The sequence below is a fragment of the Spirulina sp. CS-785/01 genome, assembly GCF_028330525.1.
GTDB lineage: Bacteria > Cyanobacteriota > Cyanobacteriia > Cyanobacteriales > Spirulinaceae > JAQMSD01.
In genome coordinates, this window is record NZ_JAQMSD010000291.1 from 22,913 (window position 1) to 37,095 (window position 14,183).

Here is a 14,183-nt window from a genome sequence, read left to right on the forward strand (position 1 = left end):
TTAACTGTTTGTTGTTGGTTTTTTGGGAATAGGGAACAGGGAATAGGGAATAGGGAACAGGTGGTTCTTTGTTCTCCTCCATCTCCCCCATCTCCCCCATCTCCCCTTAATTACTTCTCAAACCGAACCACATACCACTGTAAATACTCACCGGGGCCTAAATCTAACTCGCAGTAATGTTCCATTAAATATTCCGCTTGTTCGTCGAGGGAGGAGAGAGACTGGATATCGACAGGGAGATCATCCGGTTGTTGTTGCTGTAACACCCCTTTTAGCTTATCAAGGAGTTCTGGGGCAGTGACCAGTTGTTCCGGTTGGTTGGTTTCGAGGACAACATAACCATCCTCCTGATACATGATGAAATCGGACATCTTTGTTAAAACAGATTGTGTTGCTCTCATTCTAACTGTCGCAAGTACCGGAATCGCACTTCTAACCCCATGACCAATCCCTTTTTATCCCTCAACTACGAACCCAGCTTAGAAAACCTCGGTGATGACTATTACGATATTGTAGCCGCGGCCTCCTTTCCCCAGCATATCCTCCGCTTTCGCAATAATCCCCTCTTATCTCAACTCGGCCTCAACCCTCAAGAAGTCCGGGATGATGATTTTATTGAGGCATTTGGCTTATTTGAGGCGGTGCGGCCTTTTTTGGCACTCCGGTATCATGGCTACCAGTTTGGCGCGTATAATCCCCAATTAGGGGACGGTAGAGGCTTTCTGTATGGACAGGTGCGGGGGGTTGACGGGGAGTTGTATGATCTGGGAACGAAGGGATCAGGCCGCACTCCCTATTCTCGCACGGCTGATGGTCGGTTAACGTTGAAAGGGGGAGTCCGGGAGGTGTTGGCCGCAGAAATGTTACATCGGTTGGGGGTGCGGACTTCTCGTTGTCTCAGTTTAATTGAAACTGGGGAGGGGTTATGGCGAGGGGATGAACCATCTCCCACGCGGTCCTCGGTGATGGTGCGGTTTAGTCGGTCTCATATTCGTTTTGGTACGTTTGAACGGTTACATTATTTAGGCCGGGCTGATTTAATAACGAAGTTACTGGATCATGTCATTGCGGTCTATTATCCCCATTTGCAGGGACAAGAAAATCCCTATGCTCAATTTTATGGGGAGTTGGTGCAACGGGTGGCGGAGTTGGCGGCCCAATGGATGGTTGCGGGGTTCTGTCATGGGGTTTTAAATACGGATAATATGTCGATTACGGGGGAAAGTTTCGATTATGGCCCCTATGCGTTTATTCCGACTTATAACCCGCGAGCAGTGGCGGCTTATTTTGATTATGCGGGACGCTATTCTTACGGGAATCAACCGGGGATTTGTCGGTTAAATTTACAGATGTTGCAAACTCCTTTACGGTTGGTGATGGCGAAGGAGGATTTAGAGGCGGGGTTGGAGTTATATGATACCCATTATACGGAAAGTTATCGTCGTTTGATGATGGAGAAATTGGGGTTTGAGTCCTCGGTTTTACCGTTAGAGATGGAACGGCAGTTAGTTCGCGTAACGGTACAATTATTAGAGGAAACGCAGGTGGATTATCATGGGTTTTTCGCGGAGATTGCCCGGTCGTTTAATCCCTATTGGCGGAAGGATTATGCGGAGGTTTTAGATCGGGCTTCTTTTACGCTAGAACCTTGGGAAGATTGGCGTAAGTTGTATTATCAGGCGTTAAATGAGTTACCTCCAGGGGAGATGGAGAAGATGGGGGAGAAATTGCGCGATCGCACCCCTCAAACCTTCCTCCTCCGTCCTGAAATTGAGTCCGTTTGGTCGGCTATTGATCAAGAGGATAATTGGCAACCTTTTTATAAGCTATTAGAGGAGATTTGGGAGTAAGTTACATTGGGTGGTGTGAAGGGGGAAAACCACAAAGACACAAAGGACACAAAGGGAGGAAAAAGGGGGGGAGAGGAGAGGGATTTTTTTTGAAAAAAACACTTGACTTTGACTTGACAAGGGTATATATTGATAATGGGGAATAGACGCGCACCTGTAGAGTCCCTTTCATGATAAAACTTCCCTGAATTCGCCTTGGGTTTAAACCCAAGGCTAAGAGCATAAACCCGTTAGAAACGGGTTAAGAGACTAATCAGACCATAAAAAATCTAGGGGTTAGAATAAGTCCTAAAAGGTTAACTTAGAACAGAGTAATCAGAGCTAAAAAGTGATCATCCTCTTAGTGTTCTTTGTGTCTTTGTGGTTCAATTATCCAACTATCAACTCCCCTCTGCGTCCTCTGTGTCTCTGTAGTTCAAAAAAATCCCAACACTTGACTTAGATCAAAGACAACTCCCCCCCAATGCTTGATACTAACCAATAAGTCGTACAAGAGAAATAACCGAATGACCTTATTTGAACAACTGGGTGGAGAAGCAGCAGTTGATCTCGCAGTAGATAAATTTTACCAACGAGTGTTAAACGACGATCGCATTAAACACTTTTTCGCTAACGTGGACATGGAGAAACAGAGAGAGCATCAAAAAGCCTTCCTCACCTATGCCTTTGGTGGCACAGAGCAGTATAATGGCCGCTATATGCGGGCGGCCCATAAAGAGTTAGTGGAGAAACACGGGTTAAACAGCGAGCATTTTGATGCAGTGGCCGAAGACTTACTAGAAACCCTCAAGGAGATGGGAGTCTCAGAGGAGTTACGGGACCAAGTTGCAAAAATTGCAGCATCCCCCCACCATAAAAAGGAAGTCTTAAACCAATAACCCGTCACTCTTTTCCCATTGGTGATAAGTTAGAGTGAGACATCCTATTGTCAACGGAGATGGGGAAGATGGGGGAGATGGGGAGTAACAACTGATTACTGTTTACTGATTACTGTTTACTGGTTACTGTTTACTGTTTACTGGTTACTGTTTACTGTTTATTGTTTACTGATGAGTACCTATCAATCACCCAAAACAGCATTAGTCACCGGAGGAAATCGGGGAATTGGGTTGGCCGTCTGTCAAGGGTTGTTAGAAGCAGGGTTTGAAGTTATTTTAGCAGCGCGATCGCTCCATCGGGCCAGGACGGCCTTATCTCATTTAGACCGAGAGGGAAAAACGGTGCGTCTAGTGGAGTTAGATGTCACCAACGAACAAAGCATCGATCGCGCAGTAGATGAATTATATCAGGAGTTAGATCGCTTAGATGTCTTGGTGAATAATGCGGGAGTCTATCCCGATGAGGAGGTGGACATTCTCACCGTTTCCCGTGACTTATTACGGTTGGCCATGGATACCAATGCGTTTGGGGCCATTCGGGTGACGCAAAAATTATTTCCCTTGCTAAAAAAGGCCAATCACGCCAAAGTCATTAATGTGTCCAGTGGGTATGGGACATGGGAGAATTTATCCCCTGCGGTCCCTAGTTATAGTTTATCTAAGTTAGCTCTCAATGGGGCGACTCAACTGTTAGCGGAAGCGTTGAAACCTGCGGGGATTGCGGTTTTTGCCATGTGTCCGGGGTGGGTCCGGACGGAAATGGGAGGAGATGCTGCACCCCGCGACCCGGAAGAAGGGGCCGATACCGTCATTTGGTTGGCCACGGAGGTGTCGGTGATGCAGACGGGGAAATTTTTCCGCGATCGCCAGTTAATCGAATATTAAACTACATTAGGGGCTGTTATGGGTCAATTGGGACGATTTATTTTTACTGTCATTGGGGTGATTTTTCGTCATCCCGTGACAGGAGTAACGGTTGTCCCGGTCCTTCCCGATGGTCAAATTGTGTTAATTCGTCGTCAGGATACAGGTAAATGGGGTTTACCGGGGGGACTGGTGGACTGGGGCCAAGATATCCCCACCACTGCGAAACGGGAGTTGCAGGAGGAGACGGGGTTGGAGTTGGTGATGATTGACCGTTTGGTGGGGGTCTATTCGTCCAGCGATCGCGATCCTCGTTTACACTCTATTAGCATTCTCTTGGCCGTGCAAGCCCAAGGGGTATTACAAGTCCAAGATACCCTAGAAATTGCCGAAGTGAAGGCATTTTCACGGGAGATGTTACCCTTGGGGAGAGAGGAGTTTAGTCACGACCACCAACAGCAGTTACAGGACTATTTACAAGGGAAAACCACCATTGCTTAATTGTTCTCTAGGTTTTCTGAGATAAGCATTCAGCATTCAGCATTCAGCATTCAGCGTTTCCCCTGCGGGAACTAAGGAGTCTAGAAGTTTATTATACGCCCTAAAGTGTAAGTTGGGTTTGTAGGAGATTAACGGAATATTTTCCGCGCTCTCCAGAATTGCTTCATCCGATAGACGAGACTCGGTTGCATGGTATCATCCAGAAAAGACGCAATTGTCCCTAAATCCCGATCCCACAACTGAGGGACTCCATAGTCTTCCCGTAAAACTTGTAACTGTTGCTGATGATACTCCCATAACTCCGAGAGGAGAGCATTCGGATAAGAATAAGCATAGCGTCCTTTGCGGCGTGCAGTCCAGAGTAAGTCTTGGGAGGAGGTTTCTAACTCCACTCCTTTTGCAAATAAACTCAACAGGGAAATACTCCCATAAAGGTGCGCTTTGGAAACCTTATATTTTGGGAGACAATACCCCGTATATTTAAAAATGGCTAAAACTTCAGTCCCCCGATGTCGATAAATTCGCCAGATATTGGGAGACCTAATTAAATTAATGAGTAAATTGAGAGGAATATAAAAGAAATAGTTTTGTCGTTTCATATCCCCTAAATATTGAAAATCAAGACGGGAAAAAACTTGATCAATATAAGGGATAGCAATAACTGGATCATAGTCATAAAAATCAATGGCTTTATATTTACATTTTTTTCCTTTATAAAGGGTTTGTTGGGGAAGATAGAGAGGAGACTGTTGAGAGAGATTTTTGTTGAATAAGTGAGTGAGTAAGGGGAAGTTTTCCGGATACTCTTGAAATTGTTTAACATTGATATAAAGGAGGGGTGTTTTTTGAAAATAATCTGATTTCGGGAATTGATTGTTAATTTGTTCAATAAAATAGCCCGATTCTGAATCAATAATGGTATAAGTCTCATTTCTGCTATTGCGTTTATAGAAAGCAATTGTTGTTTCATTGTTTTCTAACAAATAGAAATTGTACTGCTTAAACGTCAATTCAATTATATTGAGCTTCAAAAAGTTTTTAAAGGGTTTAATGAATGTTTTAGTATTTTTTTCTTGATAATCCCTAAATATTGTAATATATTCATGGTTTTTGGTTTTCAATAAGCCATCATATTGACTTTTATTTGAACCGCCAAAAATATTAGGTTGTAACTTAATTTTTGTTAAAATAAGATACTGTAAATCATTTAAATTATATTTTTTACACTTACGCTTTAAAATAGAAGACTGGCAAATTATTAATTCTCCATGTTGCTGATCTAAATAATACTTAGTCGCTTCTGGTTCTCGAAAAATAGGCGCAAATGCAACCACTGATACAGCAAATAAAAATTGAATCCCAATTAAGACTGAAATAGCGATAGTTGAGGTTCTATCCTCCAAGTAATCGGTAAAAGGGAAATTAATAAAAAATACATTTAAAAGACAACCTGCTAAAATAATAACAGGATATTGAATAACGGTTCTTCGAGAACAAAATGTTGGTAAAAAAGAACCTAAATAGATAAGCTGTAATATACCAAAAATTAGCAAAATAATGGTTATATTAGCACCGGAACTATCTAAATCTCGGTTGGGGGCAAATTTATAGAAAAAATTAACATTATTGACAATAACAATTAAAACAAAAACCACGATCAAGCTGATTGCAAAGAAAACCCCAATATTATGATTAACGTATAATACTTTAGTTTGTGATTTCGGGTTTGATTTCATACTTTAAATCAGGACTAAACTTCAATTAAAACCTACAATATTATTATTTACCTAAATTTAATTTAACATTGCAAACAGTTATACCATTACGGGGATACAGTTGAGCATAGCCAATGCTGAAAAACCTCACGATTCAAGACTTATCACTCTCGGTGAAACTAAAAATCGCTGAAAGTTGGCTAAAAGCCTTGCTGTGATTAGTTTCTGACCTTCTTTTTAGGTTAACTTACTCCTCCTTCCTGGTTGGTGAGCGGCTCGACTGACGCTCGCCGAAGTCTTGTCGTTCACGTAGTGTGCGCGGAGCGCAAACCACTGCTCTCTGCCCTCTGCTTTCGGATACTGATTACTGATTGGGGATTTCCCCCTCTCCTACCCCTTGTCATAGAAATTAGACCGAGGGCTTGATTATTCCGCAATTTTTCTTTAAATTTGGTGTAATTTTGTGCCAATATACACCTAGACCGTTCATCACCGTGAATCCTACTGTACCCCGTCATACCAGCGATCAACTGATGCAATCATCTGTACGTATTTTACGGATGCGTCTCTCTCAAGGCCAACTCTTTTGGCGTGAAATGGGACTCGAAAAAGATACCGCCATCATTTTCCTCCATGGGGCCTATGGGGAGGGGAGTGAGTGGCTACCTGTGGTAGAGCCTTTACAGGAAGATTATCACTGTTTTGTCCCGGATATGCTAGGCTTTGGAGACTCGGAACATCCCAATGTTCACCATTCCATCACCCTCCACACGGAATGTCTAGGGGAGTATATTCAAGCGTTACGACTGGAAAAGGTGTATTTGGTGGCCCATTCTCTCGGTGCGTGGGTGGCGGCCAATTATGCTATCAATCATCCTGAGCAGGTGCAAGGGTTGGTGTTGGTGTCTCCGGAAGGGTTGGATATTGGAGATAAGCAACGGTGGAAGACGGAAACGTTATTGGTGTCGAAGTTACCTTTCTATTACTGGGGATTAAAATTAATGGCCCCGATATTACGACTGTTGGGGAAGGGGGAGGAGTTAAACCAACTCTTACAATACCGCAAGCAGTTATTACAATGTCCCACTAGCTGTGAATTGCTCTTTAAGCGACGTAATAGCGAAATTGAGTCAGAATACCTCAACCTGTCTTTAGAGCAGTTAAAAACCCCGTTATTGGTGTTACAGGGGAAGCAGGATACCCCCGCGAAGGTGAAACAAAGTCAGTTGTATCGAAAGACTGTCTCTCAAGGGAAGTTAAGGCTGTTAGAGCAGGGAAAAGGGGATATGCTGACTGCATGGCCTCAAGATATTGCCCAAGAAATTCGTCAGTTAATTCATTGGGTGTCTCTCTCCTCCCCCAGTCTGCGTTAATTTATCCTGGTTTGATCTATGCAACCCCATACTCCCCGTCTCCTCATTCTGGTGTCTCATCCCATTCCCTATGTTATTCCCCTGTTTCGTTTGATGGTGCAGCAGGGATGGGATTTTTGTGTGGGTTATTGTAGTATGGTGGGGGTGCAGTCCTATCTTGACCCGGATTTCGCTACGGAGGTGCGTTGGGATGTGCCGTTGTTGGAGGGGTATCCCTGGGTGGAGTTGTCCAATGTTAGCCAACCTGCACAGTTAGGGAAGTTTTGGGGGTTGCTTAACCCGGAGTTGTTGTCTTGGGTGGGGGAGTTTGATGGGGTGATTGCTTATACGGGTTATACTTATGCTAGTTTTTGGCTGGCGTTACTGGCGGCTAAGGTGCGGGGAAAGGGGTTTATTTTTAGTACCGATACCAGTAGTTTAGCATCCCGCGATCGCGCCTCTTGGAAATCTTGGCTCAAACCCGCACTCCTCCCGCAAATTTATCGTCTCGCCGATGCGATTTTAGTCTCAACGAGTTTCGGGAAAGAGGTGGTAAAACAGTTAGGCATTCCCGAAAAACAGATTTTTCTGACTCCCTTTGTGGCGGATAATCAATGGTGGTTACACCAGGCCGCACAAGTCAACCCTCTCCAAGTGCGACAAGACTGGGGTATCCCCGCAGAGGCAGTGGTGATTGTCTTTTGCGCGAAATTGCAACCTTGGAAACGGCCTCAAGATATCTTACACGCCTTTGCTGACGCGAATTTACCCAATTGTTATCTATTGTACGTGGGAGAAGGGGGAATGCGCTCCCAACTTACCGCAACCGCGCAACAGTTACAAATTCAAGCACGAGTCAAATTCCTCGGTTTCCTCAACCAAACCCAACTCCCCGCCGTTTATGGGGCCGCAGATATCCTTTGTTTATGCTCCGAATATGAACCTTTTGGAGTCGTCGTCAATGAAGCCATGCTCTGCCAATGTGCTGCCATTGTCAGTGATCAAGTGGGCGCGAGAGAATTAGTTGACCCTGACGTAACCGGATATATCTACCCCTGTAGCGACGTGGGCGCACTCTCCGCCATCTTACAGAATATTGTACCCCAAAAAGACAAACTGGTCAAGATGCAAAAAGCCGCCCAAAAACGCCTAGAAACTTGGTCTCCCCTTGATAATATTAAGGCACAAGAACGGGCAATTCAGGTGTTTTGGTAATGGGGTCTTAATTATCCAAAGCAATCGTCCGATCATTATCACTACTATCATCCTCTGGAAAATCTTCAATCGTGGGGACACTTTCATCATCCGAATGTTCCGGAATTGTAGCATCCTCACTTTCAGCATTGGGAGGATAATCCCCAGCAATTAACGTCTCATCTTCACTGCCAATATTTAATAACGAATCTGGGGCCGCCAACGTCGCATCTTCACTCCCCGTAGGAGGACTCACATTCGCGTCCGCAATCGTAGCCGCTTCTGGACTGGAGGCCGGATGCCCTAACTCAAAACCTTGCCAAGGATCAGGAAGATCAGGTTTTCCTTCCGCAATTTCAATTTGTAATTTAGGTTCAGCATTGTATAAATTACTATTGCCCACTTCCCCTAACTGTAACTTAGACACCAAAGATTGACTATACTTGTAAAACTCATCTAAAGATAAAAACGCCCCACTTTCTCGCACCCGTTGTTCCGTTTTGGGGTCTAATTGCGCTTGATAGAAACAGGCATTATTCAAATTCGCCCAATTTAATTTTGCTCCGTGTAAATTGGCTTGGCGGAAGTCTGCGCCTTCTAAATTGGCCTTGGTTAAGTTACACCCACTTAAATTCGCGCCGGATAAATTCGCCCAGGCCAAATTACTATAGGATAAATTGGCATTGACTAAATTGGCTTGGGTTAAATCGGCAATGGTTAAATTACTTCGTTCTAAATTGGCCTTGGGCAAAATAATCCGTTTTAAATAGGCCCCCGGTAACTGTATCTCGGTTAAATTACCCCGCACCCGTTGTAAAAAACAAGTAGGGGATAACACCATAGTTCGAGACATCAACAGTAAAAACCGATCTGCTTCAAAATAATGGGGATGGTGGGGATGGCCACAGGGATAGAAGGGGAGGGAGGAATTACGGGCAATGGCGGATAATAAGACAAAGACATTTAACCCTACCACGGCATCCACTTGTAAGGTATTAAGGGGATTATTGAGCCGTTGTAGATGTTGATAGGCTAACTGGGCCACCCCTTCATCAATCCAACACCCTTGACAGTAGGCATGATAAAACTGATTTAACCGTTGAAAGAGGGTGACAAAGGAAAAATTATTGGTATTGCGTTGTTCTTCCCGTTCCAGGGACTCAATGAGGAGGGTTTCAATTTCTGGAGACAGGACTCCATAGCCTAAGAGTAAGTAGAGATGTTCGGCGACGGCCTGGGGAGAGGAGATGGTGAAGCTATCCCAACCGTAGCGATCGCGCTCTTTCTTCGTCAACTGTTTCAACTGTTGGGCCATCTGATTGGCGGCCAAATAAGCCCCCAAGCTAGGATGAGAAAAAGCCACCTTTTGCCCAGACACCGTAAAAAATAAAGCGGGTAAGGGATAATCTGGAATTGTCGAAGGGGAAGGAGCAAGCAGGGATAAAGGACTCCCCTCAGAGGAGTTGCGAGAAAACGCTAAATTCACCGTCATGGGTTGCGTTTCCAGGGAGTCTTCCCCTTGGGAGGAGGAAAAATGCAGTATTCCGCGTCCCGTTTGCACCAATTCCAAGGCCGTTTTCTGCATAGACTGACGACGCTCTTGGGCCGAGTCTCCCGTCAATAAATTGGCAATGGCCTCCGTGGACCGACTAGCATGGGCCATCCCCTCTTTCACCACCTCCGGCAGTTGATAGCGGCCCTGGGGTTCACCCAGTAACCAGCGTGTCATCCGTTCATACATCTCATAACGGGCCTGGGGGTGGGGTAATTGAAACAAGGGGGCATCGAGTAACCCATCCCGATGTAAAATCCCCAGTAAATACAAGGTTAAAGGATGATGGACTAATTCCGCATTGGCTTGATTGCGAGTGCTGCGATGAAATAATCCCTCCTCTTTGAGCAGGGTAAAATAACGGTAAGAAATCGACTTGGACTGTAACCGGGACCAATTCTTAAACCATCGTTGCAAAGACCCCCGGTCCATGGGTTGCATCCGAATGCGCTTAAATTGCGCTTGTAGCGGGAATGTGCTGCCAATCCGATATTGTTTACTTAACCCCTCAAAGGTGCTGAAACGACTGGTTAAGACGATTTTATGGCGCGGTGAGCCAGATTTCAGTTGTAGGCTGTGGAATTGAATCACTTGATCGAGAAAGGCCCGGATATACCAAAATTTATGCGGCGATCGCGGTAATTCATCCAACCCATCTAAAATCAATAAACAAGGGGGAGCCTCCCCAGACAACCAACCATCCTCATCCCGAAACCGGCCCAAGGGAAACGTCCGCGCTAACGTATCCTCTAAATTCTGGCCCAACTCCGTATCCCGCAGGGAAATCAACACCGGTTGCCAGTCCGGATAAGACTCCCAAGCAATTTGTCGGGCCCACCGTTGACAAAAACTGGTTTTTCCCCAACCCCATTCTCCCTCAATCACCGCAATACTTTCGAGATCCCCCAGTTGTTCATCGGCCCAACGTTGCAGATCAACCAATGTGTCAGTATCTGGACTAGGGGGAGTATTCCCCTGCTCATCCACCACACTGGCTTTCGGAGGAACATAAATATCCGTCAGGGTGAATAATTCCCCAAATAAGGGGTCACTGGCGGTTTTTAAAAGTTGCGATCGATAATGCTCCCTGGGAATATCTAACACAGGCTCTAATTCATGGAGGGGATAATTAGCCCGTTCCTCCTCCGTCCGCGTCGAACGCAGGCCCAAACGGACAAACTTCTGTAACTGGGCCAACGGCGGAGCATTATCCACCACCACCGCCAACAAAAAGCCCGCCAACCCATGACACAACCGTTGCACCATTAATTTCGCCTCAGCGGCCTCTGCCCCATTGGCCACCAACCACGCCAAACACACCTGATTCATCTGTTGCACTAAAAAAGATTCCCCCAACGCCGAGAGAGCTTGTTCAGCTTGGGAATCACTTAATTTCCCCGGACGGAGCGTTTTGAGTAAATTGTGTAACTTGGCATCTTCCAGGGGGTCTTGGTCTTGTCCCGTTCCCCCCGGAAGAACCGCCCGATTCAGCCAAGGCCGCCCCAATTGAATTTCTTGGGTGAGAATATGGTGGAGGGTATTCAGATAGGCAATTTGAAACGTCAGCCAAGTTCCCTCGGAGCGTTTCAGGGGTTTCTTACGACTCAGCAAGCGCAACAGAGCCACTGTCAGCCGCGTCATAGGAGTTAACAATCGCCAACTTTCCGCCAAGGGCAATTCCAAGATATCCACGACGGGACTAATATCAAAGGGCGTTAAACTCTTGACCTCCATATCCTGAACGATGCGGAAGGCGACTCCCGCAACGTTAGCACTGGGGTCTAGAAGACGCTCCAAGGCGATTTGGCGATCGGCTAGCCATTGCCGTAGGCTGAGGCTCATGGGTGATTTGCTCGCTGACGCATAGTGATCGACGATTGACAATGGATCATTGACAATGACCAATTATCAATTATCAATTATCAATCATCAATGATCAACTATGCCTTTGCTTCTTCTAAGATTAACTTAGCTCGTTTCATATTGTCCGGAATCTCAATGGGATAATCTCCCGTGAAACAAGCCGAGCAGAAGCTCTCAGGGTCTGAACCCGTGGCTTTGAGCATTCCTTCCCAACTGAGATAGGCCAAGGAGTCCACTCCAATATGGGCCTCAATCTCTGAGACGGATTGCCGGGCCGCAATCAGTTGATCTTGGGTGTCGGTGTCTAACCCGTAGAAACAGGGGTGAGTGACGGGTGGGGAGGAGATTTTCATGTGAACTTCGGTGGCCCCCGCATCTCGTAAGGCTTTGACGATTTTCCGACTGGTTGTTCCCCGGACGATAGAGTCATCCACAATCACTACCCGTTTCCCCGTTAGAACATCTTTTAGGGGGTTGAGTTTCATGCGAATGCCCGATTCTCGCATTTGTTGGGTGGGTTGAATGAAGGTGCGTCCCACATAGCGGTTTTTAATCAGTCCTTCGGCATAGGGAATGCCCGAGATTTGTGAGTACCCAATGGCCGCCGGAACACCGGAGTCGGGGACAGCAATGACAATATCCGCGTCGGTGAGGGATTCGGCGGCCAGTATCTTCCCTAAGCGCATCCGATAGCTATAAACGGTTTCGTCTTGGACGACGCTATCAGGCCGGGAGAAGTAGATCATTTCAAAGACGCAGAGTTTCCGCTTGGATTCATTATTCCAGTGAAAAGAGGCCATCCCTTCTTCGGTGATCCAGACTAATTCCCCAGGTTCAACATCCCGCAGGTATTCTGCCCCAATGATATCTAACCCACAGGTTTCTGAGGCTAAGACGTAGCGTTGGGGAGTCCCCGGTAACAGGCCAATGACGAGGGGACGAATGCCTTTGGGGTCCCGGACTCCCATGATCCCATCCGGTGTGCCAATGGCTAAACTATAAGCCCCGTCGCAGAGTCGAAAGGCACTTAATGCCCCTTCGAGCCAGTCTTTGCCTTGATTTACTTCATCGGCGATGGCCAAGGCGATCATTTCTGAGTCTGTTGTGGTCTCAAATTCGCACCCCCGACCAGTTAGTTCTTCTCTTAATTCTTTAGTATTGACAAGATTGCCATTATGTGCTAAAGCGAGTTTTCCGAGGCGAGAGTCGACTAAGGCCGGTTGAGCATTGACTTTGAGACTTGATCCGGTGGTTGAGTACCGGGTATGTCCAATGGCTGCGTAACCGGGGAGGGTACTCAATAGCTGCTCATTGAACACCTGAGAGACTAAGCCCATATTTTTATAGCAATGCACCTGATCGCTGTCAAAAGTGGCAATTCCGGCGGATTCTTGTCCTCGGTGTTGGAGGGCATACAAGCCAAAATAGGCTAATTTGGCGACATCTTCCCCTGGGGCATAAAGTCCAAAAACACCGCAAGCCTCCTCCATTTTATCGGGACGTTCTGCGGAGCGTTCCACAGTGGGCAAATGGGAGGGTTCAGAATAGAGAGATTCGTTGGGATACATGAATCTTATTTTTGCTCCTGTTGGTAGCAGTTTTTATGTGCAAGGACGGTTTATTTCTATTGAAAAGGATTTAAGCGAGACCCGACAACGGATAGAAGGGGGATGGTTGCTGCAATCCTGATTCTTTTGCCATAAAGTTACCTTAACAAAATCTTAACAAATTTAAGGATGGGGGGTGAAAACCGACTACCATATCGGTTTTGGGGATGCCTTGCTCGACTAAGATTTCTCCGCTCTCGTCCTCTGTGCCATTCCACTCTAGCCAGACTTTCCCCTCCCTTAATTCCCAGTGCAGCACAGGTCCAAAGACTCGGTTGCCTTGATGCCAGCCAATATAGATTAATTGACAGCGATCGCGCAATTCATCAAACATCAAACGCGCTTCCACCTCATCTTGCACCGAATTCCGTCGTTCTGCCTATCCCGTCAGGAGAGTTTTGATCACGCTTCGATAGTGGTTTAGGGGTTAACCTCTAGTAGGCTATTTACTTGACTTTTTTTGACATTAGGCTACAAAGCCCTACTTATACCCCTCCTAGAGTTTTCTGGCTTGTGCTGGATGAACAGGTTTCAAAGGGGTTTGATTTTGGGCAGGGTTATGAGAAATGTGTAATTGCACATGATTGTAAGGGCTTCTTCAGCCACTCAGTTAAACTGTAAGGTTTGCCTCGACAAACTTCAAAGGGCTTTTTACGTCTGTAACACTACCTCCAAAAGCGTTGGTGTTTTGTTTAATTACAGACCACAGAGCCAAGTGCTGGCGTTTACACTTGGGTGTGATGACCCTCTCAAGGTAGCCTACCTTTTTACAGGATTTATGGCTGAGTCTGCACGCTCGTCCCTTTC

General features: G+C 46.0%; 11 protein-coding genes. 6 read left to right on the plus strand and 5 right to left on the minus strand.

Annotated features, from left to right (window positions below; genetic code table 11):
• Nucleotides 1–110: 110 nt before the first annotated feature.
• Complete coding sequence (locus PN462_RS19060) at nt 111–371, minus strand: chlororespiratory reduction protein 7 (protein WP_272130416.1); 261 nt, start codon at nt 369–371, stop codon at nt 111–113.
• A gap of 69 nt (nt 372–440) precedes the next feature.
• On the opposite strand from PN462_RS19060, the gene PN462_RS19065 reads away from it, so the two are divergent.
• The 4 genes from PN462_RS19065 to PN462_RS19080 all read left to right on the plus strand — a co-directional run bounded on the left by PN462_RS19065 (nt 441) and on the right by PN462_RS19080 (nt 4,093).
• Entirely contained in the window at nt 441–1,850 is a 1,410-nt protein-coding gene (locus PN462_RS19065; RefSeq protein WP_272130417.1) for a protein adenylyltransferase SelO, read from the plus strand.
• 506 nt (nt 1,851–2,356) lie between these two features.
• The gene (locus PN462_RS19070) at nt 2,357–2,728 is read left to right on the plus strand and encodes a group I truncated hemoglobin (protein WP_272130418.1); all 372 of its coding nucleotides are present in this window, start codon (nt 2,357–2,359) and stop codon (nt 2,726–2,728) included.
• Between the two features lie 171 nt (nt 2,729–2,899).
• Nucleotides 2,900–3,613 (plus strand): SDR family NAD(P)-dependent oxidoreductase, encoded by a 714-nt coding sequence (locus tag PN462_RS19075; RefSeq protein WP_272130419.1) that lies wholly within the window; start codon nt 2,900–2,902, stop codon nt 3,611–3,613.
• 18 nt (nt 3,614–3,631) lie between these two features.
• On the plus strand, nt 3,632–4,093 hold the full coding sequence (locus PN462_RS19080) for an NUDIX hydrolase (RefSeq protein ID WP_272130420.1): 462 nt from the start codon (nt 3,632–3,634) through the stop codon (nt 4,091–4,093).
• Between the two features lie 128 nt (nt 4,094–4,221).
• On the opposite strand, the gene PN462_RS19085 is transcribed toward PN462_RS19080, so the two are convergent.
• Nucleotides 4,222–5,427 (minus strand): hypothetical protein, encoded by a 1,206-nt coding sequence (locus PN462_RS19085; protein WP_272130421.1) that lies wholly within the window; start codon nt 5,425–5,427, stop codon nt 4,222–4,224.
• Nucleotides 5,428–6,341: 914 nt separating this feature from the next.
• Between PN462_RS19085 and PN462_RS19090 the strand changes: the two genes are divergently transcribed.
• Both PN462_RS19090 and PN462_RS19095 read left to right on the plus strand, forming a co-directional pair.
• A complete protein-coding gene (locus PN462_RS19090) occupies nt 6,342–7,181 on the plus strand; it encodes an alpha/beta fold hydrolase (protein ID WP_272130422.1) in 840 nt (279 codons plus the stop codon).
• 18 nt (nt 7,182–7,199) lie between these two features.
• Nucleotides 7,200–8,375 (plus strand): glycosyltransferase family 4 protein, encoded by a 1,176-nt coding sequence (locus PN462_RS19095; RefSeq protein WP_272130423.1) that lies wholly within the window; start codon nt 7,200–7,202, stop codon nt 8,373–8,375.
• A gap of 7 nt (nt 8,376–8,382) precedes the next feature.
• On the opposite strand, the gene PN462_RS19100 is transcribed toward PN462_RS19095, so the two are convergent.
• The 3 genes from PN462_RS19100 to PN462_RS19110 all read right to left on the minus strand — a co-directional run bounded on the left by PN462_RS19100 (nt 8,383) and on the right by PN462_RS19110 (nt 13,737).
• Entirely contained in the window at nt 8,383–11,748 is a 3,366-nt protein-coding gene (locus PN462_RS19100) for a pentapeptide repeat-containing protein (RefSeq protein ID WP_272130424.1), read from the minus strand.
• Between the two features lie 98 nt (nt 11,749–11,846).
• Nucleotides 11,847–13,337, minus strand: a complete 1,491-nt coding sequence (purF, locus tag PN462_RS19105; protein ID WP_272130425.1) for an amidophosphoribosyltransferase — start codon at nt 13,335–13,337, stop codon at nt 11,847–11,849.
• Between the two features lie 142 nt (nt 13,338–13,479).
• A complete protein-coding gene (locus PN462_RS19110; protein ID WP_272130426.1) occupies nt 13,480–13,737 on the minus strand; it encodes an element excision factor XisI family protein in 258 nt (85 codons plus the stop codon).
• Between the last annotated feature and the right edge of the window lie 446 nt (nt 13,738–14,183).

Bases quoted from the DNA above. Each gene is read 5' to 3' on its own strand.
- PN462_RS19065 (WP_272130417.1), top strand. From the start codon at position 441: ATGACCAATCCCTTTTTATCCCTCAACTACGAACCCAGCTTAGAAAAC.
- PN462_RS19070 (WP_272130418.1), top strand. From the start codon at position 2,357: ATGACCTTATTTGAACAACTGGGTGGAGAAGCAGCAGTTGATCTCGCA.
- PN462_RS19090 (WP_272130422.1), top strand. From the start codon at position 6,342: ATGCAATCATCTGTACGTATTTTACGGATGCGTCTCTCTCAAGGCCAA.
- PN462_RS19080 (WP_272130420.1), top strand. From the start codon at position 3,632: ATGGGTCAATTGGGACGATTTATTTTTACTGTCATTGGGGTGATTTTT.
- purF (WP_272130425.1), bottom strand. From the start codon at position 13,337: ATGTATCCCAACGAATCTCTCTATTCTGAACCCTCCCATTTGCCCACT.
- PN462_RS19075 (WP_272130419.1), top strand. From the start codon at position 2,900: ATGAGTACCTATCAATCACCCAAAACAGCATTAGTCACCGGAGGAAAT.
- PN462_RS19095 (WP_272130423.1), top strand. From the start codon at position 7,200: ATGCAACCCCATACTCCCCGTCTCCTCATTCTGGTGTCTCATCCCATT.
- PN462_RS19060 (WP_272130416.1), bottom strand. From the start codon at position 371: ATGTCCGATTTCATCATGTATCAGGAGGATGGTTATGTTGTCCTCGAA.
- PN462_RS19100 (WP_272130424.1), bottom strand. From the start codon at position 11,748: ATGAGCCTCAGCCTACGGCAATGGCTAGCCGATCGCCAAATCGCCTTG.